We start from the raw sequence: 25,824 nt of genomic DNA on the forward strand, positions 1-25,824 counted from the left end.
GTCATCCCGATTTCCACCCCTGTCGGACCGCCGTTGGTGACCCGTCCAACCCCCGGCCGGGTGACTGTTGGCAGCCCGTTCAGGTGGCGTTCACCCAGGTCGGTCGGTCACCGACCCTGGTTGGCCACCGCCGCGATCGCGTCCTTCGCGGCGTCCGGGTCGAGGTAGGTGCCTCCCGGGTTGGTCGGACGGAGGTCGGCCGGGTCGTCCCCGTCGGCCTCGAGGTCGTACCGCAGCGGGATGCCGGTCGGGATGTTCAGCCCGGCGATGGTTGCGTCGTCCACCCCGTCGAGGTGCTTGACCACCGCACGCAGCGAGTTGCCGTGCGCCGCCACGAGGACGGTGCGGCCGGCCCGCAGGTCGGGGACGACGGCCTCGGTCCAGTAGGGCAGGAGCCGCTCGAGCACGTCCTTCAGGCACTCGGTGCGCGGCAGCGCGTCGCCGAGGTCGGCGTAGCGGGGGTCGCCCGTCTGGGCGTACTCGTCGTCGGGGTCGATCGGCGGGGGCGGGGTGTCGTAGGAGCGGCGCCAGATCTGGAACTGCTCCTCCCCGTACTCCTCCATCGTCTGCTTCTTGTCCTTGCCCTGGAGCGCGCCGTAGTGCCGCTCGTTGAGGCGCCAGTCGCGGCGGACCGGGATCCAGTGGCGGTCGCAGACGTCCAGGGCGATCTGCGCCGTCCCGATCGCGCGGCGCAGCAGCGACGTGTGCAGCACGTCGGGGAGCAGCCCGGCCTCGCCGAGGAGCTGGCCGCCCCGCCGGGCCTCCTGCTCACCGGTCGCGGAGAGCGGCACGTCCACCCATCCGGTGAAGAGGTTCTTCTCGTTCCACTCGCTCTGCCCGTGCCGCAGCAGCACCAGCGTTCCGACGCTCATGGCCCCGGACCCTAACGGGCCCGGTCGGGGGCGTAGGACGAATCGGCCGGGGGTAGCCGTGCGCGACCGGGCGGCCAGGCCGTCCCCCCATGATCGAGAAGGAGCAGGGATGAACGACGACGACATCACCACCTCCGGGTCGAACCCGGGCCACGGGCCCGCGGACGGCGGCGCCTCGGGTGGCGGTGCCGACGGCGGTGCGGACGGTGGCGCCGACGGCGGTGCGCACGGCCCGGCCGACGGCGGCGCGGCCGGCAACGGCTCCGACGGCGGTGCCGACGGCGGCGCGGGCCACGGCCCGGCCGACGGCGGTGCGGCCGGTGGCGGTGCCGACGGCGGTGCCGACGGCGGCGCCGACGGTGGCGCCCACGGCCCGGCCGACGGCGGCGCGGCCGGCAACGGCTCCGACGGCGGTGCCGACGGCGGCGCGTAGGTGCTTCGCAGGTGAGCAGTAAGGGTCGCTATAGCGACCCTTACTGCTCACCTGTCCGACTCCGGAGGACACACCCCATGACCGACCGCCCGTTCCTGCGCCGCTGCGTGGCCGGCGACCTCGACGCGTTCGCCGACGAGGCGTGGGGCCGACAGGCGGTGCTCTCGCGCGCCGACGACCTCGCCAAGCACGACGAGGCCGACCACGCCGCATCCTTCGCCGACCTGTTCTCGCTCGACGCCGTCGACGAGCTGCTGGCCCGCCGCGGCCTGCGCACGCCGTTCCTGCGCGTCGCGAAGCAGGGCACGGTCGTCGACTCGAAGCACTTCACCGGGGACGGCGGCGTCGGCGCCGAGGTATCCGACCAGGTCCGGGACGACCGCGTCGCCGGACTCTTCGCCGACGGCCACACGGTGGTGCTGCAGGGCGTGCACCGCACCTGGGACCCCGTCGCCCGCCTCGCGAGCGGCCTGAACGCCGACCTCGGCCACCCGGTGCAGGTCAACGCCTACATCACCCCGCCGTCCTCGACCGGGTTCTCCGCGCACTACGACGTCCACGACGTCTTCGTGCTCCAGATCGCCGGCACCAAGCGCTGGCACGTCCACGCCCCGGTGCACACCGACCCGCTGCGCGACCAGCCCTGGAACGACCACGCGGCCGCCGTGCGCGAGCAGGCCGCCGGCGAGCCGCTGCTCGACGAGGTCCTCCACCCCGGCGACGCCCTCTACCTCCCGCGCGGGTTCCTGCACTCGGCGACCGCGCAGGGCGAGATCTCCGCCCACCTCACGGTCGGCGTCCACGTCCTCACCCGGCACGCCGTGCTGCAGACGCTCCTCGCCGGCCTCGCCGACGACCCGGAGCTGCGCGCCTCGCTGCCCCTCGGCGTCGACGTCGCCGACCCGGCGTCCCTCGCCCCGCACGTCGAGGCCGTCGCCCGCCGGGCCGCCGAGTACTTCGCCCGCACCCCCGACGCCGACCGGACCTCGCGCCGCCTGCGCAACCGCGTCTGGAACGGCAACCGGCCCGAGTCGCTGCTCCCGCTGCGGCAGGCCGCGGCGATCGCCGCGCTCGACGGCGACACGGTGGTCCGGCCGCGGCTCGGCCTGCGCCACCGGATCGCTCCCGACGACAGGTCGGGCACGGTCGTGCTGGACCTCCCGGACCGCTCGCTGGAGCTGCCCGCCGCGGCCGCCACGCCGCTCGCGGCCCTGCTCGCGGGCGACCCGGTGCGTCTGCGGGACGTGCCCGAGGACGAGACGGGCGACGCGCTCGTCGTCGCCCGCCGTCTGCTCAAGGAAGGTGTCCTGGTGACACCGGAGTCGGTGGCTGGCGCCGAGCCGGGTGCAGGAGGTACGACGGAGCGGTGACGGCGGATTCTCTGACCCGACAGGACCCGGCCGACGACCCGACCCAGTTCCGCTGTTCGGCCGCGGCCCGCGACCGGGACGACCCGCTCTTCGCCTCGGCACCGCCGGCCCGCCGGTGGCTGCTGGTGGAGCACCCCGGGCCGTGGGGGTTCCAGGCGCTGGGCGGCGCCGGGTTCTCGGCCGCCGTCGTCGAGGCGGTGGACGAGTTCTGCCGCTCCCACGAGGCCCGGTTCCAGCTGATCCGACGCACCGCCGCACGCGGCGCGCCCACCGAGGCGGGCGGTCGCTTCGCCGTGGTCGACTCGCGCATCGGACACGAGTCGGTGCGGTGGGGGCGGGTCGACTCCCCCGAGGCGCTCCCGGCCGCGCTGGCCGACCTCGAGGCGTCCACCGAGCCGTCGGACGAGCCGGTCTACCTGGTGTGCGCCCACGGCCGGCACGACGCGTGCTGCGCGATGCGCGGCCGGCCGGTCGCGGCCGTGCTCGCCACCGAGTACGCCGACCGCACCTGGGAGACCACGCACACCGGCGGCGACCGCTTCGCCGCCAACGTCGTGCTGCTCCCGCACGGTCTCGTGCTCGGCCGGGTGCCGGCCACGGAGGCCGTCCGGGTCGCCGAGCGCTACGACGCCGGGGAGGTCGATCCGGCGCTGATCCGCGGCCGCGCCGGCCTCGCCCCCGCGGTCCAGGGCGCCCAGCACCACGCGCGGCTCGCCCTCGGCGAGCACCGGGTGACGGCGCTCGCCCCGCTCGACGTCACGCCCGACGCGACCGAACCCGCCGTCGTGACCGTGCGGCTCGCCGGGACCGACGGCCCGCTCGAGGTGACCGTCCGGGAGCGGTGGATCCCGTCCGCGACGCCGCTCACGTGCAGCGCCGGCCGGACCGCGTCGATGCGGACCTACGACCTGGTGTCGCTCACCCCGACCCGCCCGTAGCGGGCGGGGCCGGCGTCCCACCACGCCATCAGGCGGCGGTGCGCGGGACGCTCGACGGCCTTCGTCAGGAGCCACCCGCAGACCACGCCGGTGACGATCATCAGACCGGTCTGCAGCGTGGGTCCGACGCCGAGCTGCTGGGCGCGGCGCATCACGACGTAGCCGACCGTCTGGTGGGTGAGGAAGACGCCGTAGGAGATGCCGGCGCCCCACGTGACCGCGCGGTTGACGCGGTCGGGGAGCCACCGCCCCCAGTCCGGGCCGGTCGCCGCGAGGGTCATCGCGACGACGCCGACCCCGACGAGCGCGACGGCCGTCCAGTCCGTGCCCCACCCGGCGGTCGGGTCGAGCGCCGAGGTCTGGAGCGCGTGCTCACCGATCGCGGCGACCTCGAGGGCGAGGAAGTGCGGCAGGCGCAGGCGGCCGGTCGAGTACATCCAGACGGCCACGCCCGCGACGAACAGGTGCCAGCGGAAGATGCCGAGCCCGTCGACGACGAAGGCGTAGGTGGTGCCCGGGGGCAGGGTGGCGCGGTAGTACCACTGCGCGGCCGGCACGAGCACCGCCAGCCACATCACCACCCGCAGGGCGACGCCGCTCCCGAGCGGGCCCCGCCACATCGCCGCGGCCAGGCAGAACGCCATGAGCTGCAGCGGGATCGTCCAGTACGACCCGTCGACGAAGCCCCAGCTCGGGTCCCAGTGCCACAGCATCGCCAGGTTGGCGAGCAGGTCCTTCTTCCCCGGGAGGTACCAGCCGTCGGGGGCGAGGTAGCGCAGGAACAGCCAGGCGTTCACCGTCGCGACGAAGAACGCCGGCAGCAGCCGGGCGAGCTTGCCCCACCACCACCGGGCGGTCCCGCCCCGCCGCGCGCCGCCACGGCGCACCGTCGCGGCGATGAAGTAGGCGGACAGGACGAGCAGCAGGCTCGCCCCGACCTGGTGGGGGAACGTGTAGTTCTTCGGCAGGATGTCGTGGTAGACGAGCGGGCCGATGAACGTCGAGTGGTAGAGGATCACCAGCAGCACGAACCCGCAGCGCAGGACGTCCCAGCTGACCCGTCGTGACGAGCCGCCGGGCGTCCGTGCCGTTCCCGACGGCTGCGCAGACCCTCCCGGGGCGTGCGGCGACGGCGAGGCCGGTCGCTGCACGATGTCGGTCACCGGCGGCACGGTAGCAACGCACGGCGACCGTCAGCTCACGAGGCGTGGCGCTCCGCGCTCGGCGGGTCCTGCGGCGCCGCGGCCGGTCGGGCGGTCGCGTTCGAGCTCACGGCCCCTTCACCCGTCGTCCGACCGGACTCCGCCGGACGGCCGTCCTCGGCCATCGCGCGGCTCTCCGCCTTCAGGATCCGCATGGACTGCCCCAGGCCCCGGGCCATGTCCGGCAGCTTGCGCGACCCGAAGAGCAGCAGCACCACGACGAGCACGATCGCCCAGTGCACCGGGCTGAGTGATCCCATCGTTCCCACCTCACATCGATCTCCGGCCGTTCGGTGCGGCCGTTCGGGGGCGAGGCTAGCGCCGGGATGGTGAGCATCGGGCAAAGACCGCCGGAAACCCTCGACCGGGAGGTTTGATGACGCTGCGTCCGGGGCGAATCGGTGCCTGCAACGTCACCTCGCCCGGAAAGGCTCCATCATGATCCTGACCATCCTCGGGTGGATCGTCTTCGGTCTCATCGTCGGCTTCATCGCCCGCGCCCTCGTGCCCGGCAAGGACAACATCGGCATCCTGCGCACGATCCTGCTCGGCATCCTGGGCTCGGTCGTCGGCGGCCTGATCGTCGCGCTGTTCACCGGCGGTCTGCGCAGCGGCGCCAGCTTCAGCCCCGTGAGCTGGATCGGGTCGATCGTCGTCGCGATCATCCTGCTCGTGATCTACAACAGGGTGACCGGCCGCAAGGGCGCCCGTCGCTGACCTCTCCGTTCGGAGGGTTCGCGGGCGACCCCGGAATCCGAGCACGAGGCGTTCGGTTGTGGACGACTGAACGACCCCCGATCCACAGGAGGCAAGGATGCCGAGCCGCGACGCGACCACCCACTGGGAAGGCGGCCTGCAGGACGGCACGGGCAGCGTCACGCTGGACTCGTCCAACGCCGGACAGTTCAACGTCTCCTTCCCGACGCGCGCCGAGAACCCCAACGGGCAGACCAGCCCCGAGGAGCTCATCGCCGCGGCGCACTCGTCGTGCCTCGCGATGAACCTCTCGGGCGTCCTCGGCAGCGAGAACCTGACCGCGAGGTCGATCGACGTCAGCGCCGAGGTGACGCTGTCGCCGGCGAAGGGCGGCGGGTTCGAGATCAGCGGCATCGCCATCACGCTGCGCGCGAGCGTCGACGGTGTCGACGAGGCCAGGTTCAAGGAGCTGGCCAAGACCGCCGAGGAGACCTGCCCGGTCTCGAAGGCGCTCGCCGGCACCACGATCACGCTGGACGCCTCGCTCGACAGCTGAGTCACCCCCACGAACGGGCCGTGCGTCACCGTCCCCGGTGACGAGCGGCCCGTTCGTGTGTCCGGGGCCGGTCCCGTTCCGGGCGGACGAGAACCGTGGGCTCGTTCACGCCCGCCTCCCACCGCGCACCCACCCGACGCACAGCTGCGCCGGACACCCTCGTGAGCATGGGGATCACCTGGGTGCTGCTGGCGGCCGTGCTGTTCGGCGTCGGCTCCGTCGCGCAGGCGGCGGCGCTGGCCGCGCCGGGTGGGTCGTGGACCGCGATGCTGCGGCACCCGGCGTTCGTCGCGGGCACCGTGGCCGAGGGGTTCGGCGCGCTCGCGCACGTGCTGGCGCTGCAGACCGTGTCCATGGCCGTGGCGCAGTGCGCGGTCAGCGGGAGCCTCGCCGTCACGGCGGTCGCGGCCCGCTGGTGGTTCGGGACGCGGCTCGGGCCGCGCGCGATCGCGGCGATCGGCGCGTTGTCGGCGTCGCTGGTCGTGCTCGCGTCCGTGGCGGGGCAGTCGGGCACGGCGGCGGACACCGCGGCGCTGGAGGTCGGGCTGCTGGTGACGGCGGCCGTGGTCGGGCTGGACGGGCTCGCGGGGGTCGTCGCGCGGCGCCCCGCCGTCGTCGCGGTGTGCTCCGGGCTCGGCTTCGCCGCGTGCTCGACGGCGGTCAAGCTCGTCGACCTCACGCACCCGCTCTCCGCCCTGACCTCCGCGCCCGCCCTCGCCGCCGCCGTGACCGGCGCGCTGGGGTGTCTGTGGTGGACCGTCGCGCTGCAGCTCGGGTCGGTCACCACGGTGACGGCGGTCGTGGTGGTCTCCGAGGTCGTCCCGCCCTCGCTGCTCGGCCCGCTGCTGGGCGACGAGGTCCCGGGCGCCTTCTTCCTGGTCGCGCCGCTCGTGCTCGCCGTCGCCGCGCTCGCCTGCGTCGTCCTGGCCCACAGCGCGCCGGCCGAGGCGCCCGCACCCGCCGTCGGGAAACGCCTGCGGGAGCCGATTCCGGCGTAGCCTGGGGCCATGGTGTCGACGGGCAGGCGCGCGGTCGTCGAACCCGGCGAGCCCGCCGGGGACCTCGCCGAGCGTCTCGGGCTGCACCGCCCGGAGCGGGAGCGGGCGTTCGTGGCCACGCTGCGGCGGGTCCGCGACGCCGAGCTGCGTGCGGAGTACGAGAGCGACGGCATCCGGCTGCGCTGATCGTCGTCGGGGCTCCGTGGTAGGTCTGGCCGTGTGAGCGAGTGGCCCTTCCTGGCGTGGTCGCCGGACGACGCGGCGGCCGCCGTCTACGACGTGACGGTCGACGGCACCTGGGAGCAGCTCGTCGACTTCTACGCCGGCGGCGCGCCCAGTGCGCCCCTCGAGCGGGTCGTGGCGCTGGCGCGCGAGCACGGGGTGCGGTCGCTGGTCGTCGAGCAGCGCCACCTCGACGCGGACTGGCGCAGCGAGCACGCGGCGTTCCACGGCCGGCTCTTCCGCCGCCACCCGTCGGTGACCCACCGCTGGCACCTGTTCGCCGCCGACGTCGACCCGGCGGACGTGACCGCGCTGGACCCGTCGTCGTACCGGGGCTACACGACGCTGCGGCCGCTGCCCGCGACGCCGGTCGGGCCGACGATGATCACGCCGCCGCCCGGACTCGACGGCGGGGTGCGGTGCGAGGCGACCGAGCGGGTGTCGCTGTTCGGCACGGCGCTGACGGTGCGCGGGATGCCGTTCCTGTCGCAGGACGCGGAGTACCTGCGCTGCGCGCACGCGACGCTCTGGATGGTGCTGCGGCACGCGCACCTGGCGCACGGCGTCCCGCGGCGGCTGACCGCGGAGGTGCACGACGCGGCGCTCGGCGGCGTCATCGTCGGCCGCCAGGTGCCCAGCGAGGGGCTCTCGGTGCAGCAGATGATGGCGGGCGCGACCCGGCTCGGGCTCTCGCCGGGCCTCGTGCACCTGCCGGGCACGCGGTCCGAGGACGACGAGGCCGGGATGCTGACCCTCGGCGGCATCCTCTGCCGCTACGTCAACTCCCAGGCGCCGCCGGTGGTGATCTCCCGGACGCACGCGTGGGTGGTGGTGGGCTACCGGCGGGTGTCGCCGGACCCCGGCGCCGGGGTGCGGCTGTGGCGCCACGACGACGCGCGCGGCCCCTATCTCGAGGTGCCCGACCCGTTCGACGAGGTCGACGACGCGCACCGCCCCTGGCAGACGGCGCTGGTCCCGTTGCTGCCGCAGGTCTACGTCACCGCCGAGCGCGCCGAGGCCGCGGGCGAGCACTGGTTCCGGGGCTACCTGGCGCAGGCCGACGCCGACGAGCCCGTCACCCGCGCCGACCTGACGTGGCGCACCTACGTGACCCGCTCCGACGAGTGGCTGGAGCACCTCGCGGACCGGGGCCTCGACGCGTCGCTGGTGCGGCTCTACCGGCTCACGCTGATGCCGGAGTACGTGTGGGTGGTCGAGGCCGTCGACCGGGACGCCCGGGCGCGCGGGGAACCCGACGTGCTCGGCGAGGCGGTACTCGACTCCACCGCCTCCACCCACCACGAGCCCCTGCTCTCGGGGCTCATCGCGCTGCACGTCGGACGGCTCGCCCACCGGGTCGGACCGGACCACGGGCAGCGTCGGGAGATCCGGATCGAGTCCCCGCGCCACTACGTGACGGGGCGGCGCGGGCGGACCTGACCGTTCCTTCTGCCTTCGCCTTCGTGGCAGGAAAGCGTCGTTGCTGTCATCCAGTGGCAGGAACGCCGCATCGTCAGGTCGGGCCGGCCCCCGAGATCACGCCCGCCGAGACGTCGGCTCCCGCGATCGGGCGCTCGGTGGTGGCCGGGGTGGAGTCGGTCCCGGCCGACAGCGGGCCGAGCGTGAGCGTGATCCGGTTCGTGCTCGTGCGCTCGCGGCTGCCCTCCCCGGACGCGGAACCGGAGAGCACGAACCACTTCGCGCCGACCTCGCCGTTCGCGCTGACCTTCCGGCTGATCTCGACCGACAGCTCGATCTCCACCGACTGCACCGCCAGCCCGGTGGTGGGCCCGCCGTCCTGCTGGGCCTCGAGCAGGTCGTGCCGCAGGGCCTTCAGCACCGTGTCGAGCCCGAGCCCCGGCTCGTCGTCGTCCGCCATGGCGCGCACGGTAGCCCGGGGGACCGACGACGATGCGGCGTTCCTGGCGTCCGGTGCGGGCAGTGACGCACTGCTGTCACGACGAGGCCCACGCCCCCGGCCGATGCACCCGCCCCGGCAGACTCGTCGTGGCGTCGCCCCGCGCCGAGGTGACCTGCGGATTCGTCAGGAAGAGCGTCGACCGCAACGACGCCCCGCGCAGGTCCGCACCCCGCAGGTCGGCGCCGAGCAGGTCGGCCCGCCCGAGGTCGACACCGCGCAGGTCCGCCCCCATGAGCAGCGCGCCGCGCAGGGAGACGTCGGCCAGCCGACGGCGCCGGAGGTCCTTCCCGACGAGGTCCGCCCGGGCCATGGAGCGTGCCTCGGGCCCGCGGGCGAGCTCGCTGGTCCGCCCGAACAGCTCCCCCGCCTCGCCGCGCACCGCCCCGACGTCCGCCTCCGGTCCGAGCGCTTCGACCCGCTCGGCGAGGGCCGCCCGTTCCGCGGCCAGCGCGTCCACCGGCTCGGCGAGGTACCAGAGCACCTCGTGCAGCGCACGCATCACGTCGAACGCCTCGAACGCCTCGTCCGGGGCGGCGCGCCAGTCCGCCCACGCCGTCACCCGCTGTCCAGCGCCGAAGCAGTCGAACGTCACGCACCCCGGGAAGCCGCGCTCGGGCAGCTCCGCGTGGATCGTGCACGGAGCGGGCTGCCCGGGGACGCTCACGGCCAGGTTCGGGCACGGGGTGCGGGCCGGCTTGTCGATCGCGAAGTCCGCCGACCGCGCGAACGCCGGCGCCACGCAGCACAGGCCGCTGCACCGCCCGCAGTCCGCCTCCAGCTCCACGCTCACGCTCCCCCGCCCGGTCGACGATGCGGCGTTCCTGCCACTGGATGACAGCAACGACGCGTTCCTGCCACGGAGCGAGGGCTCAACGCTCTCCCGTGAGCGGCAGGTCGGCCACCACCCGCCACGAGTCGGGCTCGCGCGAGCCCACCAGCAGGTGCAGCGACTCGATCCGTGCCGCGAACGGCAGCCGGGCGGCGACCCGCTCCTCGGCCGCGCGCAGTGCCGCCACCGACGCGACCGAGCCGTAGCCGATCGTCAGGTGCGGGTGCGGTTCGTGCTCGCCGCGGTAGGGCGGGCACCCGGGGAACGCCTCCCAGACGCAGGCCGTGAGGTCCGCGAACGGCGCCGAGGGTCGCGGGGCGAGCCAGAGGTAGTCCTCCCCGAACCAGCCCGTCGTCGCGAAGGAGCAGTCGATCGCGCCGGCGCCCGCGACGGCGTGCCGCAGGCGCGCCACGACCGCGTCGTCGATCTCCGCCGGCGGCAGGAACGGGTAGAGCACCGTGACGTGCGCGGGCACGCCGGTCGCCGTGGTCGGGTCCAGCTCCCGACGCTCCGTCCCGACGACGGCTTCGGCCTCCGGCACCAGCGCGAGGACGGCGGACTCGGTCGGCGTGCTGCTCACGCGCCCATCCTGCCGTGAGGGGTCGTGGCAGGGCACGGGCCGATCATCGGCCGGCCCGCTCCTCCATCCACGCCACGGCGAACGCGCACATCGGCGCGGCGTCCACGACGAGGCTCGGCGCGTTCCCGACCCGTCCCTCCCGTCCGCCCCCGGCCGCGACGAAGTCGCCGACGATCGTCGCGAAGTAGTCCTCGGCGAACACGTCGACGACCGGGTCGGCCGTGTCGAACTCCTCGACCCGGCGCCAGGTGACCCCGTCCGCCGTCGCGAAGGGGACCTCGTAGCGGATGACCCGCTTGCCGGGCAGGTCGGCGAGGTGCTCGGCGTGGTGCAGGAGCGTCATCGTGTCCCACGGCGCGCCGATCAGGACGACCTTGCCCGCGCGCTCCACCAGCTTCGCCAGCGGCGAGCCGGGCCCGTAGCCGTAGTCGAGCGGGTGGTCGGCGGTGAACCACGCGGCGTCCGCACCGAGCGCCGCGAACGAGGCGCCGGCCGCGGCGCTGCGGAGCGCACCCGGTGTCGTGCGGAGGAACTCGGGGAGCACGCCGTTCTCGCGCATCGCGCGGGAGGACCCGGCGTCGAACGGCGGGACGTGCGGGCGCAGCGCCTCCGGCACGCGCCCGTCGTCGTCGAGCTCGTCCGCGTAGGGGGCGTGCCAGTCGGTGTAGGCGAGCACGGTGCCGCCGGGCGAGACCGCGTCGAGGAGGGCGCCGATCACGGTGTCGGGGCCGCCCACCGTCGGGTCGAGCGCGCCGAGGGCGCCGTGGGCGAGCACGGCGTCGCCGGGGGCGAGACCGAGTCCGCGCAGGTCGGCGGTCAGGTCGGCGCGGGTGATCAGCACGCGCCGACGATAGCCGGACATCCTGGACAGGCAAGTGACGACTTGCCTATGCTTCCGCGGTGGGCGACATCTACCGCGCGCTGGCCGACCCCACGCGCCGCGCGCTGCTGGATGCGCTCACCGCGACCGACGGCCAGACGTTGTTCGCACTGTGCGGCGCGCTGCTCGAGCGCGGCCTGTCGCCCACGCGCCAGGCCGTGTCCCAGCACCTCGCCGTCCTCGAGGAGGCCGGGTTGGTCCACGTCCGCCGCGAGGGCCGCTACAAGTTCCACGACCTCGACACCCGCCCGCTCCGCGAGATCGCGCGGCGCTGGCCCGTCCCGCAGGAGTGAGTGCGATGCCGAAGGTGTCCTACTGCAGCGTGTTCGTCGACGACCAGGAGCGGGCGCTGGGGTTCTACCGCGACGCGCTCGGCTTCGAGGTCAAGCACGACGTGCCGATGGGCGAGCACCGGTGGCTCACCCTGACCGGGCCCGGCGACCCCGACGGCGCCCAGCTCGCCCTCGAGCCGGCCGAGCACCCCGCCGTGAAGCCGTTCCGGGAGGCGCTCGTCGAGGACGGCATCCCGGCGACCGCCTTCGAGGTCGACGACGTCGCGGCGGAGGTGGAGCGGCTGTCCGGGCGCGGCGTCACCGTGGTGCAGCCCCCGACGCCGGCCGGCCCCGTGACGATCGCCGTCGTCGACGACACCTGCGGCAACCTGATCCAGCTGTTCTCGACCTAGAGGGCCTCGATGATCCGGATGTCGCGGACCGCGCCGTCGGCGAGCACGGCCAGCGCCGCCTGGTAGGCCGGGCTCTCGTACGCGGCGACGGCCTGCTCGACGCTGTCGAACGCGATCAGGGTCGTCCGCTCCGTCGTGCCCTGCTCGAAGGCGGCGGCGGGGGTGCCGCGGGCCAGGAACCGGCCGCCGCCCTCGCGCATCGCGGGCCCCGCGAGCGCGACGTACGCGTCGAGCTTCTCCTGGTCGGTGATCTCGCGGAAGGTATTGATCCAGTAGGCGCCCACGGACTCACCCTGCCCGGCGTGTCCACCCCTTCGTCCCGACGGCGGGTGCGGGCACGCGGGCGAGCGCGACGTTGCGGTGGGCGTTGATCGTGGTCGCGAGGATGTGCGCGTTCCGCGCCACCACCGGGTTGTGCCGCCCCGACACCCGCTCGACCACGCCCTCCAGCAGCTCGACCGCGTGCGCGAGCTCGGCCAGCACGTCCCACGACCACTGCGTGCGGTCCGCCCCGGCCGGGCACAGGCCCGCCCCCTGCTCGGTGAGCTCGAGCAGGTAGTCCACGACCTCGTCCATCGACCCGACCTCGTTGCGCATGCCCCTGTCCTACGCCGCACGCGCGGGCCTGGCGGGCGCGTTGACGCGGTCGGGACGCGTGCGGCGGGGTCGTTGCCGCGGTGTGGACGCGGACTCGACCCGAACGAGATCCTGTCGCGCGGAGCGATGTGGTCGCTGAGCGATCACATCGCTCCGCGCGTCAGGATCTCGGGACGGGGTCAGCCCGTGAGCGACCGGACGTCGGCCACGTCGTACTCGGCCACCGACGCGCTCAGGATCCGGGCCGCCTGGTCGTCACCCGTGCCCGAGCCGCGGAACGCCTCGACGTCGGCCTGCGACTCCCACCGCTCGAGGATGTTGATGCGCCCGGGATCGAGCAGATCCGCCGAGAGCGCGAAGTCCAGGCACCCGCGGGCCGCGCGCGCCTGCTCGACGACGGTGACGCACCCGGCCAGGTAGGCGTCCCGCTGTTCCGGCCCGACCAGCAGGTGTCCCGCGACGATGACCATGTGACGATCCTACGGTCGGCTCACGTGGTATCGAAAGAGGATCGTCTCAGGGCACGATCTCGCTGACGTGGCGCCGGTAGATGTCGGGACCGTCAGCCGGCAGACCGCGAGCCCCTCGCTCTCGCCGAGCACCCGGATGACGTCCCCGGCGTACGGGATCAGCCGGGACGCCCCGTCGTGTGCGGTCATGCTCCGAGCCTGGTCGCTCCGTCAAGACGGCACGACGACGGGAGCCGCGCCGGCTCCCGTCGTCGGGAAGACCTCTAGGAGGCGTTCTCGCGGGCGCGGAGGTCCTTGCGCAGGATCTTGCCGGACCCCGACTTCGGGATCTGGTCGATGAACTCGACCACGCGCACCTTCTTGTGCGGGGCGATCCGGTCGGCGACGAACGACATGACGTCGTCCTCGGAGATCTCCGCGCCCTGCTGCTTCACGACGAACGCCTTGGGGATCTCCTCGCCCTCGGCGTCCTTCACACCGATGACGGCCGCGTCGGCGATCCGGTCGTCGGTCAGCAGCAGCGCCTCGAGCTCGGCCGGCGGGACCTGGTAGCCCTTGTACTTGATGAGCTCCTTGACCCGGTCGACGATGTAGAAGACGCCCTCGTCGGTCACGGTCGCGACGTCCCCGGTGTGCAGGTAGCCGTCGGCGTCGAGCGTGTCGGCGGTCGCGTCCGCGTTGTTGAGGTACTCGCGCATGACGTTGGGGCCCTTGACCCACAGCTCGCCGCGCTCGCTCTCCTCGCCCGTCTCCGGGTCGACGATCTTGCACTCGATGTTGGGCAGCGCTACGCCGATCGAGGAGAGGTCCATGTCCGGCCGGTCCTCGGGCATCGCGTGGCTGACCGGCGACAGCTCGGTCATGCCGTAGCCCTGGTAGACCTTGCAGTTCAGGCGCTTCGCGACCTTGTGGCCGAGGTCGGCGTCGAGGGCCGCGGCGCCGGAGAAGACGACGTCGACGCAGTCGATGTCGTACTGCTCGACCATCGGGTGCTTGGCCAGGGCCACGGCGATCGGCGGCGCGATGTAGATCCGGTCGACCCGGTGCTCGGAGACGATCCGCAGGAACTCCGCGAGATCGAACTTCGGCATCGTGACGACGGCGGCCCGCTGGTAGATGCCGTTGTTCATCATCACGGTCATGCCGTAGATGTGGAAGAACGGCAGGACCGCGAGGATCTTCGACTCGCTGGTCGTCTTCTGGATCTCCGCGAACTGCACGAGGTTCGCGACGAGGTTGCGGTGGGTCAGCACGACGCCCTTGGCGCGGCCGGTGGTGCCCGAGGAGTAGGGCAGCGCGGCCACGTCGTCGCCGGTGAGCTGCACCGACGGCCGCTCGGCGGTGGTCGTGAGCAGGTCGGCCAGCGCGTTCTCGGGCAGCGGGGTGGACGCCTCGTCCCGGGCGGCGTCGAGGAGGACGACCTCGGTCACCGCGAGGCCCTCCTCGCGCAGCGCGACCCGCGCGCGGTCGAGGAACGGCGACACCGTGACCAGCATCTTCGCGCCCGAGTCCCGCAGCTGGAACGCGAGCTCGTCCGGGGTGTAGAGCGCGTTCACCGTCGACACCGCGACGCCCGCGGCGAGCGCCCCGTGGAAGACGATCGGGTAGTACGGCGTGTTCGGGGCGAACAGCGCGATCACGTCGCCGCGCCCGAGCCCGCGCTCACCGAGCGCCGCGGCGAAGCGGTCGACGCCCTGCGCCAGCTCGCCGAACGTCATCGAGCGGCCCGAGGGCCCGTCGATCAGCGCGACCCGGTCCGTGTGCTCGCCCAGGTCGGAGAAGAGGAACTCCGGGAGCCCGACGTCGGGGATGTCGATGTCGGGAAAAGGACTACGCACGGTCATGCAACGACTCCTCGCTCTGCGTCAGCTGGGTCACACCAACCTACCGAGCGGTACGGCCGCAGGCACGTGAAGTCACTCAGGAATCGGACCAATCGGTCGAGCTGCGCTGCGCTCCGTCTCCCGCCACCAGGTGCTGGAACGCCCGGAGGTTCGCCAACGACTCGCCGCGGGACTCCCGCCACGCCCACTCGCGCCGGATCGACGTCGCGAAGCCGAGTTCGATGAGCGTGTTGAAGTCGCCGTCGCCGGCCTCGAGCACCTGGCCGAGGATCCGGTCGAGCTCGTCGTCGGTGACCGCGTGCAGCCCGGTGCGGCCGACGAGGTGGATGTCGCCGACGTCGTCGAGGCAGTAGTGCACGCCGTAGAGCCGGGTGTTGCGCTGGAGCAGCCAGCGGTAGACGCCCTCGAGGTTCTCGTCCGGGCGCCGGCAGACGAACGCCTCGACGAGCAGCGCGTGCGGCGTCAGCACGAGCCAGCAGTTGGTCTGCAGCTTCTTGGTGCCGGGCAGCGTGACGAAGAAGCTGTTCTCGTCGCGCCGCTGGTAGTGCAGGTCGCGCTCGTCCAGCGCGTCCGCGATCACCTGGGCGAGGTCGCTCACACCGCCACCTCCCGCGGCGCGCGGCGGGCGGCGGCCGCCTCGGCGTACGTGGCGAGCAGGGCGTCGGTGGTGCGGTCCCACGAGAACGCCTGCGCGTGCTCGATCGCCCCGGCCGCGAGCCGGCCGCGGGTGACCCGGTCGACGGCGGCGCGCTCGAGGGCCGAGGCCCAGGACGCGGCGGAGTGGTCGCCGACCAGCAGGCCCGACCGGCCGTCGGACACGGCCACCGGCAGGCCGCCGACGGCCGCGGCGACCACGGGGGTGCCGCAGGCCTGGGCCTCGAGCGCCACGAGACCGAACGACTCGGAGTGGCTGGGGACCGCGACGACGTCGGCCGCGCGGTAGACCTCGGCGAGGGCGGCGCCGGCACGGGGTCGGAGGAATCTCACGACGTCGGTGATACCCAGTTCGGCCGCGAGATCGACGAGCACTCCCGGCTGGGCGAGACCCGACCCGGAGGGGCCGCCGACGACCAGCACGGTCAGCCGCGAGCGCAGCTCCGGGCGGCGGTGGAGCATCTCCGCCGCGGCGCGCAGCAGCACGTCGGGGGCCTTCAGGGGCTGGATCCGCCCGACGAAGGCCAGCACGACGTCGTCCTCCCCCATCGGCGTGCCGGCCTCGCGGGCGAGCGCGGCACGCGCCGTGGCCCGGTCGCGCGACGGGGTGAAGGTCGCGAGGTCGACGCCGGGCGCGACGGTGCGGACCCGCTCGGGGTCCGCGTCGTAGAGACCGATCAGCGCCTCGGCCTCGGCCGGGGTCGAGGCGACGAGCCGGTCGGCCTCGGCGACCACCTGCTCCTCCCCGACGAGCCGGCCGAGCGGCTCGGGGGTGTCGCCCACGGCCAGCGAGGCGTTCTTGACCTTCGCGAGCGTGTGCGCGGTGTGCACCAGCGGCACGCCCCACCGGTCGCGCAGCAGCCAGCCGACCTGACCGGAGAGCCAGTAGTGCGAGTGCACGACGTCGAACCAGCCCGGCTCCTGGCGGGCCTCGTCGCGCAGGACCCCCGCGGTGAACGCGCAGAGCTGGCTCGGCAGGTCCTCCTTGCCCAGCCCGCCGAACGGTCCCGCGACGACGTGGCGCACCAGGACCCCCGGCGCGAGCTCGGCCACGGGCGGGAGGTCGGACGCCGTCTGCCGGGTGAAGATCTCCACCTCGACGCCGCGGCGCGCCATCTCCTTCGCGGTCTGCACCACGTAGACGTTCATGCCGCCGGCGTCGCCGGTGCCCGGCTGGGCGAGCGGGGAGGTGTGCACCGAGATGACGGCGACCCGTCGCGGGGACCGCCGCACGGACGCCAGGGATCCCACGGTCCGCGGCCGAGCCCGGGATGGGGCCGTGCCGTCCGTCGCCGCCCTCGCCGCCGGAATCACGGTCCACAGCCTAGGCAACGACCAGATCGACGTCCGTCCGAAAACGGCCCTAGGGTGGCTCGTCGTGACCACTCCCACGGAGAAGCCGCTCGTCGTCGTGACCGGAGCCAGCTCCGGGATCGGGGCGGCCACCGCCCGCGCCCTCGCGGCCGACGGCTGGCACCCGGTCCTCGGCGCCCGTCGTCAGGACCGCATCGAGGCCCTCGCCGAGGAGACCGGCGGGACCGCCGTGCCCCTCGACGTCACCGACGCGGACTCGGTGGCGACGTTCGCCGCGCGGGTCGGCGAGCTCGGCACGGTGCGCGGGCTCGTCAACAACGCGGGCGGCGCCAAGGGCACCGAGAAGGTGATCGAGGGCGACGAGGAGCACTGGCGCTGGATGTGGGAGTCCAACGTCCTGGGCACGATGCGCGTGACGAAGGCGCTGCTGCCCTCGCTCATCGCCTCCGGCGACGGGCACGTCGTCACGATCACCTCGATCGCCGCCCTCGAGGTCTACGACGGCGGGTCCGGCTACACCGCCGCCAAGCACGCCGAGGGCGCGCTGCACCGCACGCTGCGCGGGGAGCTGCTCGGCGAGCCGGTGCGCGTCACCGAGATCGCGCCGGGTGCGGTGGAGACGGAGTTCGCGCTCGTCCGCTTCGACGGCGACCAGGAGCGGGCCGACAAGGTCTACCAGGGCATCACGCCGCTCGTCGCCGAGGACGTCGCGGCGACGGTCGCGTTCGCGATGAGCCGCCCGTCGCACGTCAACATCGACACGATCGTCCTCAAGCCCCGCGACCAGGCGACCGGGATGCGGTTCCACCGCACGTGAGCACTGCCCGTGGCGCGCGCCACGAGCAGTGCTCACAGGACGCAGTCACACAGCACCGGCTCGGGCACCAGCCGCACCCCGAACGCCGCCTCGACCCGGTCCCGCACGTCGCGGGCCAGGTCGAGCAGCTGCGCCGTCGTCCCGTCGCCGCGGTTGGTCAGCGCGAGGGTGTGCCGCGTGGACACCCGCACGGGGGCGTCCGGGCCCGGGTAGCCGCGCGACACCCCCGCCCGCTCGATCAGGGCCGCGGCGGAGAGCTTGACCCGGCCGTCGTCGGTCGGCCACGCGGTGACCGGGCGCTGGTCGAGCGCCGCCACCCGCCGCGCCACCTCGTCCGCGGTCCCCGTCCCGACGACGGGATTGGTGAAGAAGGAGCCCGCGCTCCACGTGTCGTGGTCGGCCGGGTCGAGGACCATCCCCTTGCCGCGGCGCAGCTCCAGCACCGCGGCCCGGGCGTCCGCCGCCGGGACGCGCGTGCCGGGCTCGACGTCGAGCGTGCGCGCGAGCTCGGCGTAGCGGACCGGGGCGGAGAGCCCGTCGGCGGTGAGCCGGAAGCGCACCGCCAGCACGATCTCGTCGTCGGCCCCCTTGAGCCGGCTCGTCCGGTAGCCCAGGCCGAGGTCGGCGGCGGGGACGGTGTGCACGGCGTCGGCGCGCCGGTCGAACAGGGTCACGTCGACGAGCAGGTCCGCGACCTCCACGCCGTAGGCGCCGACGTTCTGCACCGGGGTCGCCCCGGTCGAGCCGGGGATGCCCGACAGGCACTCCAGGCCACCCAGCCCCTCGTCGACGCTCGCGGCGACCAGCGCGTCCCAGTCCTCGCCCGCCTCGACCTCGAGCAGCGCCCCGTCCTCGTCGCGGGACGTGGTGTGCTCGCGGGAGCCGATCGCGACCACGGTGCCCGCGAACCCGTCGTCGGGAACGACGAGGTTGGAGCCGCCGCCGACCACGAGCAGCCGTTCCCCGGCGGCGTCCGCCTCGCGGACGGCCGCGACGATCCCGTCCCGGTCGGACGGCCGCACCAGCCGTCGGGCCGGCCCCCCGAGGCGCAGGGTGGTCAGCTCGGCCAGCGAGGCGACGGTGGTGGGCACCGCCCGACGGTAACCTGCCGCCCGTGGCCCGCCCCATCGAGCACGACGCCTCGTTCCCCCACCCGCCCGAGGCCGTCGTCGCCGCCCTGACCGACGACGCCTTCCTGCACGCGCGGCTCGCCGAGCTGGGCGGCAAGGACGCCGCCCTGGTGACCCACGAGGGGGACCGGATCGTGCTGCGCCAGGGCGTCCCGGTGGAGTTCCTGCCGTCGGTGGTGCGCCGGTTCACCGGCGACGACCTGGTCCTCGACCGCACCGAGAACTGGCACGGCACGAGCGCCGACGTGCAGGTCGACGTCCGCGGCCTGCCGGGCTCGATCACCGGGACCCAGGAGGTCGTCCCCGACGGCGAGGGCTCCCGGTTGCGCGTCCGCGCGTCGACCGCCGTCCCGGTCCCCATGGTCGGCGGGAAGATCGAGGGCGTCGTGGCCGAGCAGGTCACCGACCTGCTGCGCTTCGAGACGGAGTTCCTCACGCGCTGGCTCGATGGCTGACGAGGTCCTGCTCGACGTCGGGGCGCCCGGCGCCCGCCTGGTCGTGCGTCTCGGCGAGCCCTTCGCCCCGCACCACGTCGACCCGGAGACCCGCTGCTGGCGGCACGCCGAGATCGTCGTCGACGCCGCGCCGTTCGCCGGGACGATCCGCACGATCCTCACGGGCGACGACGTCGAGCGGTACCGCGCCGGGATCGCCGCCCTGCTCGCGGACGAGGAGGCCTCCGTGGTCCTCGGGGGCGACCGGGCCGCGGAGGTGCGGCTGGACCGGGAGGGCGACGCGGTGATCGTCGCGGCGACGCCGTCGGGCGACGACCCCTGGCCGACGATCCGGTACGCCCTCCACCTCGCCTGAGGGCTACACCCGGTCGGCGGGGATCGCGCCGAGACGGCCCTTCGAGAAGTCCTGGAACGCATCCATGACCTCCTCGCGGGTGTTCATCACGAACGGGCCGCCCCACGCGACCGGCTCCCGGATGGGGCGACCGCCGAGCAGGACGACCTCGAGCTTCGGGTGGCGCGCGTCCTGCGTCGCCGCCGCCGCGACCCGCAGCGACTCGCCCGGGCCGAACAGGACCAGCTGCCCCGTCGTGACCGGGCGCTGCTCGGTGCCGGCGAACCCGTCGCCGGCGAGCACGTAGACGAGCGCGTTCTGCTCGCGGATCCACGGCACGTGCAGGCGCGCGCCGGGCTCCACCGAGGCGTGGGCCATCGTCATGGGCGTGTAGGTCGAGCCCGGGCCCGCGTGCCCGCCGAGCGAGCCGGCGATGACCCGCACGAGCGCGCCGGCGTCCGGCGAGGTGACGAGCGCGGCCTGCCCGGCCCGCAGGTCCTGGTAGCGCGGGTGCACCCACTTCTGCGCGCGGGGCAGGTTCACCCACAGCTGCAGCCCGTGGAACAGCCCGCCCGAGGCGACCAGGGCCTCCGGCGGCCGCTCGATGTGCAGGACGCCGCCGCCCGCCGTCATCCACTGCGTGTCGCCGTTGGTGATGAGTCCGCCGCCGCCGTGGTTGTCGGCGTGCTCGAACGTGCCGTCGACGAGGTAGGTGACGGTCTCGAAGCCGCGGTGCGGGTGCCAGGACGTGCCCTTGGGCTCGCCGGGCGCGTACTCGACCTCGCCCATCTGGTCCATGTGGATGAACGGGTCGAGGTCCGCGAGGTCGACGCCCGCGAACGCCCGCCGCACCGGGAAGCCCTCGCCCTCGAACCCGCGCGGCGCGGTGGTCACGCGGCGCACGGAGCGCTCGGTCGCGCCGGTGCCGACGGGTTCGGGCAGGCGCGGCAGGACGGTCAGGTCGGGAACGGTGAGAGCGGGCACGGCGACCTCCTGTACTTGAAGGTTGAACCATACCGCGCCGACCCGCCTCCGTGGCAGGAAAGCGTCGTCGCTGCCACCGGCCGCCAGCAACGACGCTTTCCTGCCACGAGGGGTGCGGCTACCGCCCCAGGCCCTCCGTCGGCTCCGCCCCGGGCAGCAGCCCGAGCACCGACCCGGGCACCACGAGCTTCGACCCGCGGATCCCGCTCCCGACGACGACGGCGGGTGCGGCCAGGACGGCCGGGTCCACCAGGACCGGCCAGCCGGACGGGAGCCCGAAGGGCGTGATCCCGCCGTACGCCATGCCGGTGAGCTCGACGGCGAGGTCGGTGGGCGCGAACGAGGCCTTCCGGACGTCGATGCGCTTCCGGACCACGCCGTTGACGTCGGCGCGCGTGGTCGCGAGCACCACGCAGCCCGCGAAGCGCTGCTCACCGGATCGCGAGCCGGTGACGACGACGCAGTTGGCCGAGAGCTCGGGCGGGGAGGAGTACGCCGCGCAGAAGGCCGCGGTGTCGGCGAGCTCCGGGTCGATGGGGGCGACCCCGCAGGAGCGGGCCACGTCGTCGGGCAGGTCCGTGAGCGCCTCGACGACGGCGGGGGCGAGCAGGTCGGGTCGGTCCGGGGCGGGGACGAGCTCGAGGGTGCCGGCGGCGGCCTCGAGGCCGGTCACCACCGTCCGCCCTGCTGCACCTCCGTGACCTTGGGCCGCACGTCGACGAGGTAGACGAGCACGGCGCAGAGGGCGACGAGCCAGAGGATCGCGAACCCGGACACGGGCCCGCCGAAGGAGACGACCAGCAGGAGCGCCCCGACGCCGGTGATCGCACACCAGGCGGGCTTGGTCAGCTTGTCGACCGCGGTGAAGGCGTCCGCACGCTGGAGCAGGGCGTGGACGAACGCGTAGAGGCCGACCGGGATCGCGACGACCCAGATCAGCAGCGACAGGTAGTAGTCGAGGTTCAACCACACGGACGGCACGGACAGACCCACGCCGCGAGGATACGTGCTGGTGACGGCGGCTCCGATCCGCCCACCGGCGACGGACCGGACACCACGCACGACGACGGCCCCGCCCCCGCGGGTGCGGGGACGGGGCCGTCGGACTGCGGGGAGCGTCAGGCCTTGCCGGTCGGCGCCTTCGGCGCGGCGGCCTTCGTGGCGGCCGACTTCGGGGCGTTCTTCGGGCCCTGCTTCTTCGGCGCGGTGCGCGAGGCGGCCTTGCGGGTGGCCGAGCGGGTGTCGTGCGCGACCTCCTCGCCGGCCTCCTTCACGTTCTCGGCGACCTCGTCGCTCACCTCGGAGATGGTCTCGGCGACCTGGCCGGTGACCTTCTGGGTGTAGCGGGCGGCGCGCTCACCGACCGAGCGGGTCTGCTTGGTGACCTCGGCGAGGGCGGCCTCGCCACGGACGCGGAACTCCTCGGTGGCGTCCTCGAGACGGCTCTCGAGCTCGCTGGAGACCGAGTCGACGGTGTCGAGGGCCTGCTTGACCTGCGGCTGCGTCTTGAGCTGCCCGTAGGCGGTCTCGCCACGCTTGACGAGGTCGGCGTAGACGCTGCGGACCGCGGCGACGTAGCTGTCGGCCAGGCGGCGGAAGTCCTCGGCGGTCAGCTTGCCGCGCAGCTCCTGCAGCTCCGAGGGGAGGTCCTCGACGCGGGCCTGCACCTCGGTGGCGCCGGCCTGCACCTTGGCGAAGGCCTCCTGGGCGCTCGCGACGGCGTAGTCGCCGAGGCCCAGCAGGGCCAGCGCCGGGGCGCGGAACGGGTCCACGGCGTCGGTGACGACCTTGTTGGCCTGGTCGCGGGCCTCGCGGACGTCGAACTTGGTGGGGAACGTGACGGGCACGTCGATCACTCCTCTTCGGACGGGATACGGGTGAGGTCGGGGGCGACGGCGAGCGCCGAGGTCCCCGTGTAGGCGCCGGAGGCGTCATCGCGCTCGGCGGGCACCGGAGCCGTGACCCCGGCCGCGCGGTTCTCGCGGCGGAACGACTCGTAGATGTCGTGCAGCACCTGCTTCTGGCGCTCGGTGAGCTCCGGGTCGCAGGCCAGTGAGTCGAGGACCGCGGAGCCGACTCGCTCCTCGAGGATCCCCGCCTTCACGTAGAGCGCCTCGGCCGAGATGCGCAGTCCGGTCGCGATCTGGGCCAGGATCTCGGCGGACGGCTTGCGCAGCCCGCGCTCGATCTGGCTCAGGTACGGGTTGGAGATCCCGGCGACCTTCGCGAGCTGACGCAGGGACACCTGCGCCGTCTCCCGCTGCCTGCGGATGTAGGCACCGATGTCCTCGACGGCCTGACCGAGTGCCTTGTCGACACTGTCCACACCCGACATCGTGCTCACCTCCTCGCCTTGACTGATCTCCACGTTAACACGAGTGCTAGCTGATGCAAGCACTCTGTTTGCGCAGGTGGGGTGGGCTGTGCCACAGATTCGGAGATCGATTGCGAGCACCGCCGTGCGCTGGGGAAACGGCGGGACTACCGTTCCGCGCGATGGCGGTGGGGCCCGCCGAGAACCGCGTCCGGACGGCGCCAACGGTCCCTGGAGCCCGGTTCCGCGCGCCCAGGGAGTGCCTCGTGTCCGACCGCCCGGAGATCGCCGACGACGTCGTCGCGGGCCGCCCGCCCGATGCACCGCTGCTGCGTCGGCAGGGCGCCGCCGTCGCCGCCGTCGCCCTCGGCGGCGCGCTCGGCGCGCTCGCCCGCTGGGGGCTCGGGCTCGCGTTCCCCACCCCGCACGGCGCGTTCCCGACGACGACGTTGCTCATCAACGTCGTCGGGTGCCTGCTGATGGGGGTGCTCGTCGTGCACGTGGCCGAGGTCCGCACCGCGCACCCGATCGTGCGCCCGTTCCTCGGGGTCGGCGTCCTCGGCGGCTTCACGACGTTCTCCACCTTTGTCGTCGACGCCCAGCAGCTCCTGGCGTCCGGCCGGCCCGGCACGGCCCTGGCCTACCTCGCGGCGACGACCGTCGGCTCGGTCGGCGCGGCGTGGTCGGGCCTCGTGCTCGCCCGCGCGACGGCGGGCGGGGCCCGGTGACGGTGCTGACCGGCCTGTGGGTGGCGCTCGGGGCCGCCCTCGGGGCGCCCGCGCGCTACCTGGCCGACCGGGCCCTGCAGCGCACCCACGGGACCTCGTTCCCGTGGGGCACGTTCACCGTCAACGTCGTCGCCTCGCTGGTGCTCGGCGTCGTCCTGGGCGCCGCGGCCCCGTCCGCGGTGGTCGCCGCCGTGGGTACCGGCTTCTGCGGCGGACTGTCCACCTGGTCGACGCTGGGCTACGAGACGGTGCGCCTCGCCGAGGCCGGAGAGCGCACGCACTCGGTACTGAACGTGCTGATGTCGACGTTCGCCGGCCTCGGCGCGGCGTCGCTCGGCCTTCTGGGTGGCTTCGCCCTGTGAGTACTCGTGACGGTCATAGCCGTCACAAGTACTCACAGGCGCGCAGCGCACCTACCCGACGACGAGCTCGCCGACCGTGTAGATGATCAGGCCGGCCAGGGCGCCGACCACCGTGCCGTTGATGCGGATGAACTGGAGGTCACGGCCGACCTGCAGCTCGATCTTGCGCGAGGTCTCCGGCCCGTCCCAGCGCTTCACCGTGTCCGAGATGAGCGCGGTGATCTCCGGGGCGTAGCGGGTGACCACGTAGGCGGCCGCGTCGACGATCCAGTTGTCCACCTTCTCGCGCAGGCCCTCGTCGAGCACCATGCGCTCCCCGAAGCGCGTGACGCCGTCGGTGACGCGCAGGCGCAGCTCGCTCGAGGGGTCCTCGGCGGCGTCGAGGATCATCGCCTTGCCCGTCGCCCAGGCGCGGCTGATCAGGCCCTGGACGTCGGGGTGGGCGAGCAGCTGCGCCTTGATGGCCTCGACGCGGGCTATCGTCTCCGGCTCGTGCTGCAGGTCGCCCGCGAAGCTGGTGAGGAAGCGGTCGATGGCCTTGCGCAGCGGGTGGTCTTGGTCGGACTTCACGGCCCAGGCGAACGACAGGGCCTCGGCGTAGAGCCGGTCGCCGATGAGCCCGTCGACGAAGCGGGGCGACCAGCTCGGCGCCTGCTTGCTGACGAGGGCCATGACGGTCTCGTGGTTCTGCCGCACCCAGTCGTAGGCGCGGTCGCAGATGAGGTCGACGACCCGCCGGTGCGACCCGTCGTCGAGGATGCCCTCGAGGAGCTTGCCCATCGGCGGACCCCACTGCTGGGCCACCACGCGCCGGGTGACGGTCTGCTCGATGACCGCCTGGACCTCGTCGTCGCGCAGCACGGCGACCGCGCCACGGACCACCGTGGCGGCCTCGGCGGTGACCCGCTCGGCGTTCTGCCGGCGGGAGAGCCAGGCGCCGACGCGGTTCGCGATGCGCGCGGAGCGGAGCTTCTCGCTCACCACGGGCACGGAGAGGAAGTTCTCGCCCACGAAGTCGGACAGGCTCTCGCCGAGCTGGTCCTTCTTGCGCGGGATGATCGCCGTGTGGGGGATCTTCAGGCCGAGCGGGTGCCGGAAGAGGGCCGTGACGGCGAACCAGTCGGCGAACGCGCCCACCATGCCGGCCTCGGCCGCGGCGCGGACGAAGCCGGTGAAGGCCGGGCCGCCGTTGCGCTCCCAGGTGAGGAACACGATCCACACGATCGCGGCGCCGACCAGGAAGCCGGTGGCGACGATCTTCATGCGCACCAGGCGGCGGCGCTTGCCCTCCTCGTCGGCGAGACCGGTCAGGCCGGACGCCGCTGGTCCGGGGCCGGCACCCGGCACCGGGATCTCGTCCGTCGTGTCCGACGCTCGCGCCACACTGCTCACACCCGTCGATTGTGCCCCGATCCGGCAGGATGAACCGCCGGGCCCCGTCGTGCGAAGCGACCGGACGAGGAGCGAATCACCCGCATCGTCGGCGGAGTTCGCGGCGTTGAGTCCTACAGCGTCGTGGGCGCCCGGCATGACGGTGCGCGCCGGCGCCGCTCCCGAACGCCCCGTGCGACCGTCCGCGCCCGGCCGCACGGGGTTCCGCGCCCCTCGGCCGCCGTGCTGCCCCACGGTGGTCGGGGGG

The 25,824-nt window shown here is 73.9% G+C and carries 35 protein-coding genes; 15 read left to right on the forward strand and 20 right to left on the reverse strand.

What is annotated here, in order from left to right:
- Nucleotides 1-107 precede the first annotated feature (107 nt).
- A complete protein-coding gene (locus tag LN037_RS02615; protein ID WP_230749570.1) occupies nt 108-872 on the reverse strand; it encodes a phosphoglyceromutase in 765 nt (254 codons plus the stop codon).
- A gap of 109 nt (nt 873-981) precedes the next feature.
- Here LN037_RS02615 and LN037_RS02620 point away from each other — a divergent pair, with 109 nt between their 5' ends.
- The 3 genes from LN037_RS02620 to LN037_RS33320 all read left to right on the forward strand — a co-directional run bounded on the left by LN037_RS02620 (nt 982) and on the right by LN037_RS33320 (nt 3,613).
- Nucleotides 982-1,305, forward strand: coding sequence for a hypothetical protein (locus LN037_RS02620; RefSeq protein WP_230749571.1), 324 nt, complete (start codon nt 982-984; stop codon nt 1,303-1,305).
- A gap of 77 nt (nt 1,306-1,382) precedes the next feature.
- Nucleotides 1,383-2,675 (forward strand): cupin domain-containing protein, encoded by a 1,293-nt coding sequence (locus tag LN037_RS02625; protein ID WP_230749573.1) that lies wholly within the window; start codon nt 1,383-1,385, stop codon nt 2,673-2,675.
- The gene (locus tag LN037_RS33320; protein WP_230749575.1) at nt 2,672-3,613 is read left to right on the forward strand and encodes a ferredoxin family protein; all 942 of its coding nucleotides are present in this window, start codon (nt 2,672-2,674) and stop codon (nt 3,611-3,613) included. Before LN037_RS02625 ends, LN037_RS33320 begins: the two co-directional genes overlap by 4 nt.
- On the opposite strand, the gene LN037_RS02635 is transcribed toward LN037_RS33320, so the two are convergent.
- Both LN037_RS02635 and tatA read right to left on the reverse strand, forming a co-directional pair.
- A complete protein-coding gene (locus LN037_RS02635) occupies nt 3,577-4,776 on the reverse strand; it encodes an acyltransferase family protein (protein WP_230749576.1) in 1,200 nt (399 codons plus the stop codon). The genes LN037_RS33320 and LN037_RS02635 overlap by 37 nt on opposite strands.
- A 35-nt stretch (nt 4,777-4,811) precedes the next feature.
- Nucleotides 4,812-5,075: a Sec-independent protein translocase subunit TatA gene (gene tatA, locus LN037_RS02640; RefSeq protein ID WP_230749578.1), complete on the reverse strand. Its 264-nt coding sequence runs from the start codon at nt 5,073-5,075 to the stop codon at nt 4,812-4,814.
- Nucleotides 5,076-5,253: 178 nt separating this feature from the next.
- On the opposite strand from tatA, the gene LN037_RS02645 reads away from it, so the two are divergent.
- The 5 genes from LN037_RS02645 to LN037_RS02665 all read left to right on the forward strand — a co-directional run bounded on the left by LN037_RS02645 (nt 5,254) and on the right by LN037_RS02665 (nt 8,727).
- Entirely contained in the window at nt 5,254-5,532 is a 279-nt protein-coding gene (locus LN037_RS02645; RefSeq protein ID WP_230749579.1) for a GlsB/YeaQ/YmgE family stress response membrane protein, read from the forward strand.
- Between the two features lie 97 nt (nt 5,533-5,629).
- Entirely contained in the window at nt 5,630-6,067 is a 438-nt protein-coding gene (locus LN037_RS02650; protein ID WP_230749581.1) for an OsmC family peroxiredoxin, read from the forward strand.
- Nucleotides 6,068-6,234: 167 nt separating this feature from the next.
- Nucleotides 6,235-7,065 carry a hypothetical protein gene (locus LN037_RS02655; protein WP_230749583.1) on the forward strand — a complete coding sequence of 277 codons (831 nt, stop codon included), beginning with the start codon at nt 6,235-6,237 and terminating at the stop codon, nt 7,063-7,065.
- Between the two features lie 9 nt (nt 7,066-7,074).
- Complete coding sequence (locus tag LN037_RS02660) at nt 7,075-7,251, forward strand: hypothetical protein (protein WP_230749585.1); 177 nt, start codon at nt 7,075-7,077, stop codon at nt 7,249-7,251.
- 33 nt (nt 7,252-7,284) lie between these two features.
- Nucleotides 7,285-8,727: a hypothetical protein gene (locus tag LN037_RS02665; RefSeq protein WP_230749587.1), complete on the forward strand. Its 1,443-nt coding sequence runs from the start codon at nt 7,285-7,287 to the stop codon at nt 8,725-8,727.
- Nucleotides 8,728-8,800: 73 nt separating this feature from the next.
- On the opposite strand, the gene LN037_RS02670 is transcribed toward LN037_RS02665, so the two are convergent.
- The 4 genes from LN037_RS02670 to aac(3) form a co-directional block, all read right to left on the reverse strand.
- On the reverse strand, nt 8,801-9,166 hold the full coding sequence (locus LN037_RS02670; protein WP_230749588.1) for a trypco2 family protein: 366 nt from the start codon (nt 9,164-9,166) through the stop codon (nt 8,801-8,803).
- A gap of 76 nt (nt 9,167-9,242) precedes the next feature.
- Nucleotides 9,243-9,992 (reverse strand): pentapeptide repeat-containing protein, encoded by a 750-nt coding sequence (locus LN037_RS02675; protein ID WP_230749589.1) that lies wholly within the window; start codon nt 9,990-9,992, stop codon nt 9,243-9,245.
- A gap of 85 nt (nt 9,993-10,077) precedes the next feature.
- A complete protein-coding gene (locus LN037_RS02680; RefSeq protein ID WP_230749591.1) occupies nt 10,078-10,617 on the reverse strand; it encodes a 2'-5' RNA ligase family protein in 540 nt (179 codons plus the stop codon).
- A 43-nt stretch (nt 10,618-10,660) separates the two neighbouring features.
- Complete coding sequence (aac(3), locus tag LN037_RS02685) at nt 10,661-11,458, reverse strand: aminoglycoside 3-N-acetyltransferase (protein WP_230749592.1); 798 nt, start codon at nt 11,456-11,458, stop codon at nt 10,661-10,663.
- Between the two features lie 59 nt (nt 11,459-11,517).
- Here aac(3) and LN037_RS02690 point away from each other — a divergent pair, with 59 nt between their 5' ends.
- Both LN037_RS02690 and LN037_RS02695 read left to right on the forward strand, forming a co-directional pair.
- The gene (locus LN037_RS02690) at nt 11,518-11,790 is read left to right on the forward strand and encodes an ArsR/SmtB family transcription factor (RefSeq protein WP_230749594.1); all 273 of its coding nucleotides are present in this window, start codon (nt 11,518-11,520) and stop codon (nt 11,788-11,790) included.
- 5 nt (nt 11,791-11,795) lie between these two features.
- Complete coding sequence (locus LN037_RS02695; protein WP_230749595.1) at nt 11,796-12,182, forward strand: VOC family protein; 387 nt, start codon at nt 11,796-11,798, stop codon at nt 12,180-12,182.
- Here LN037_RS02695 and LN037_RS02700 read toward each other — a convergent pair.
- From LN037_RS02700 to mshA, 6 genes are all read right to left on the reverse strand, one after another.
- Nucleotides 12,179-12,466, reverse strand: coding sequence for a DUF1330 domain-containing protein (locus LN037_RS02700; RefSeq protein WP_230749597.1), 288 nt, complete (start codon nt 12,464-12,466; stop codon nt 12,179-12,181). The two genes, LN037_RS02695 and LN037_RS02700, sit on opposite strands and share 4 nt — an antisense overlap.
- Nucleotides 12,467-12,470: 4 nt before the next feature.
- On the reverse strand, nt 12,471-12,779 hold the full coding sequence (locus tag LN037_RS02705; RefSeq protein WP_230749598.1) for a hypothetical protein: 309 nt from the start codon (nt 12,777-12,779) through the stop codon (nt 12,471-12,473).
- 179 nt (nt 12,780-12,958) lie between these two features.
- Nucleotides 12,959-13,249: a putative quinol monooxygenase gene (locus LN037_RS02710; protein WP_230749600.1), complete on the reverse strand. Its 291-nt coding sequence runs from the start codon at nt 13,247-13,249 to the stop codon at nt 12,959-12,961.
- A gap of 263 nt (nt 13,250-13,512) precedes the next feature.
- Nucleotides 13,513-15,093 (reverse strand): AMP-binding protein, encoded by a 1,581-nt coding sequence (locus tag LN037_RS02715; RefSeq protein WP_230749601.1) that lies wholly within the window; start codon nt 15,091-15,093, stop codon nt 13,513-13,515.
- A 76-nt stretch (nt 15,094-15,169) separates the two neighbouring features.
- Complete coding sequence (locus LN037_RS02720; protein WP_230749603.1) at nt 15,170-15,691, reverse strand: type III secretion system chaperone family protein; 522 nt, start codon at nt 15,689-15,691, stop codon at nt 15,170-15,172.
- Nucleotides 15,688-16,980: a D-inositol-3-phosphate glycosyltransferase gene (gene mshA / locus LN037_RS02725; protein ID WP_308286093.1), complete on the reverse strand. Its 1,293-nt coding sequence runs from the start codon at nt 16,978-16,980 to the stop codon at nt 15,688-15,690. Before mshA ends, LN037_RS02720 begins: the two co-directional genes overlap by 4 nt.
- Before the next feature lie 145 nt (nt 16,981-17,125).
- Here mshA and LN037_RS02730 point away from each other — a divergent pair, with 145 nt between their 5' ends.
- A complete protein-coding gene (locus LN037_RS02730; RefSeq protein WP_230749606.1) occupies nt 17,126-17,878 on the forward strand; it encodes an SDR family NAD(P)-dependent oxidoreductase in 753 nt (250 codons plus the stop codon).
- 32 nt (nt 17,879-17,910) lie between these two features.
- Here the strand turns inward: LN037_RS02730 and LN037_RS02735 are convergent, their stop codons facing one another.
- The gene (locus LN037_RS02735) at nt 17,911-18,969 is read right to left on the reverse strand and encodes a UDP-N-acetylmuramate dehydrogenase (RefSeq protein WP_230749607.1); all 1,059 of its coding nucleotides are present in this window, start codon (nt 18,967-18,969) and stop codon (nt 17,911-17,913) included.
- Between the two features lie 23 nt (nt 18,970-18,992).
- Here LN037_RS02735 and LN037_RS02740 point away from each other — a divergent pair, with 23 nt between their 5' ends.
- Both LN037_RS02740 and LN037_RS02745 read left to right on the forward strand, forming a co-directional pair.
- Nucleotides 18,993-19,463, forward strand: a complete 471-nt coding sequence (locus tag LN037_RS02740; RefSeq protein ID WP_230749609.1) for a DUF2505 domain-containing protein — start codon at nt 18,993-18,995, stop codon at nt 19,461-19,463.
- A complete protein-coding gene (locus tag LN037_RS02745) occupies nt 19,456-19,818 on the forward strand; it encodes a hypothetical protein (protein ID WP_230749610.1) in 363 nt (120 codons plus the stop codon). The genes LN037_RS02740 and LN037_RS02745 overlap by 8 nt, the downstream gene beginning before the upstream one ends.
- Nucleotides 19,819-19,821: 3 nt before the next feature.
- Here the strand turns inward: LN037_RS02745 and LN037_RS02750 are convergent, their stop codons facing one another.
- The 5 genes from LN037_RS02750 to LN037_RS02770 form a co-directional block, all read right to left on the reverse strand.
- A complete protein-coding gene (locus tag LN037_RS02750) occupies nt 19,822-20,781 on the reverse strand; it encodes a pirin family protein (RefSeq protein ID WP_230749612.1) in 960 nt (319 codons plus the stop codon).
- A 118-nt stretch (nt 20,782-20,899) separates the two neighbouring features.
- A complete protein-coding gene (locus tag LN037_RS02755) occupies nt 20,900-21,457 on the reverse strand; it encodes a YbaK/EbsC family protein (protein WP_372460355.1) in 558 nt (185 codons plus the stop codon).
- Nucleotides 21,451-21,774 carry a DUF2516 family protein gene (locus LN037_RS02760; RefSeq protein ID WP_372460356.1) on the reverse strand — a complete coding sequence of 108 codons (324 nt, stop codon included), beginning with the start codon at nt 21,772-21,774 and terminating at the stop codon, nt 21,451-21,453. Before LN037_RS02760 ends, LN037_RS02755 begins: the two co-directional genes overlap by 7 nt.
- Before the next feature lie 125 nt (nt 21,775-21,899).
- Nucleotides 21,900-22,628: a hypothetical protein gene (locus LN037_RS02765; protein WP_230749616.1), complete on the reverse strand. Its 729-nt coding sequence runs from the start codon at nt 22,626-22,628 to the stop codon at nt 21,900-21,902.
- 5 nt (nt 22,629-22,633) lie between these two features.
- Nucleotides 22,634-23,116 (reverse strand): helix-turn-helix domain-containing protein, encoded by a 483-nt coding sequence (locus LN037_RS02770; RefSeq protein ID WP_230749617.1) that lies wholly within the window; start codon nt 23,114-23,116, stop codon nt 22,634-22,636.
- 245 nt (nt 23,117-23,361) lie between these two features.
- Between LN037_RS02770 and crcB the strand changes: the two genes are divergently transcribed.
- Complete coding sequence (crcB, locus tag LN037_RS02775) at nt 23,362-23,823, forward strand: fluoride efflux transporter CrcB (protein ID WP_230749619.1); 462 nt, start codon at nt 23,362-23,364, stop codon at nt 23,821-23,823.
- Nucleotides 23,820-24,185 (forward strand): fluoride efflux transporter FluC, encoded by a 366-nt coding sequence (locus tag LN037_RS02780; protein WP_372460357.1) that lies wholly within the window; start codon nt 23,820-23,822, stop codon nt 24,183-24,185. The genes crcB and LN037_RS02780 overlap by 4 nt, the downstream gene beginning before the upstream one ends.
- Before the next feature lie 51 nt (nt 24,186-24,236).
- Here LN037_RS02780 and LN037_RS02785 read toward each other — a convergent pair whose 3' ends face one another.
- A complete protein-coding gene (locus LN037_RS02785; protein WP_230750373.1) occupies nt 24,237-25,532 on the reverse strand; it encodes a DUF445 domain-containing protein in 1,296 nt (431 codons plus the stop codon).
- Between the last annotated feature and the right edge of the window lie 292 nt (nt 25,533-25,824).

The sequence above is a fragment of the Actinomycetospora soli genome (assembly GCF_021026295.1).
GTDB lineage: Bacteria > Actinomycetota > Actinomycetes > Mycobacteriales > Pseudonocardiaceae > Actinomycetospora > Actinomycetospora soli.

Coding starts and splice junctions, on each gene's coding strand:
- LN037_RS02650 (WP_230749581.1), top strand. CDS start 5,630: ATGCCGAGCCGCGACGCGACCACCCACTGGGAAGGCGGCCTGCAGGAC.
- LN037_RS02745 (WP_230749610.1), top strand. CDS start 19,456: ATGGCTGACGAGGTCCTGCTCGACGTCGGGGCGCCCGGCGCCCGCCTG.
- LN037_RS02705 (WP_230749598.1), bottom strand. CDS start 12,779: ATGCGCAACGAGGTCGGGTCGATGGACGAGGTCGTGGACTACCTGCTC.
- LN037_RS02625 (WP_230749573.1), top strand. CDS start 1,383: ATGACCGACCGCCCGTTCCTGCGCCGCTGCGTGGCCGGCGACCTCGAC.
- LN037_RS02655 (WP_230749583.1), top strand. CDS start 6,235: ATGGGGATCACCTGGGTGCTGCTGGCGGCCGTGCTGTTCGGCGTCGGC.
- LN037_RS02715 (WP_230749601.1), bottom strand. CDS start 15,093: ATGACCGTGCGTAGTCCTTTTCCCGACATCGACATCCCCGACGTCGGG.
- LN037_RS02645 (WP_230749579.1), top strand. CDS start 5,254: ATGATCCTGACCATCCTCGGGTGGATCGTCTTCGGTCTCATCGTCGGC.
- tatA (WP_230749578.1), bottom strand. CDS start 5,075: ATGGGATCACTCAGCCCGGTGCACTGGGCGATCGTGCTCGTCGTGGTG.
- LN037_RS02620 (WP_230749571.1), top strand. CDS start 982: ATGAACGACGACGACATCACCACCTCCGGGTCGAACCCGGGCCACGGG.
- LN037_RS02660 (WP_230749585.1), top strand. CDS start 7,075: ATGGTGTCGACGGGCAGGCGCGCGGTCGTCGAACCCGGCGAGCCCGCC.
- LN037_RS02670 (WP_230749588.1), bottom strand. CDS start 9,166: ATGGCGGACGACGACGAGCCGGGGCTCGGGCTCGACACGGTGCTGAAG.
- LN037_RS02710 (WP_230749600.1), bottom strand. CDS start 13,249: ATGGTCATCGTCGCGGGACACCTGCTGGTCGGGCCGGAACAGCGGGAC.
- LN037_RS02695 (WP_230749595.1), top strand. CDS start 11,796: ATGCCGAAGGTGTCCTACTGCAGCGTGTTCGTCGACGACCAGGAGCGG.
- LN037_RS02615 (WP_230749570.1), bottom strand. CDS start 872: ATGAGCGTCGGAACGCTGGTGCTGCTGCGGCACGGGCAGAGCGAGTGG.
- LN037_RS02770 (WP_230749617.1), bottom strand. CDS start 23,116: ATGTCGGGTGTGGACAGTGTCGACAAGGCACTCGGTCAGGCCGTCGAG.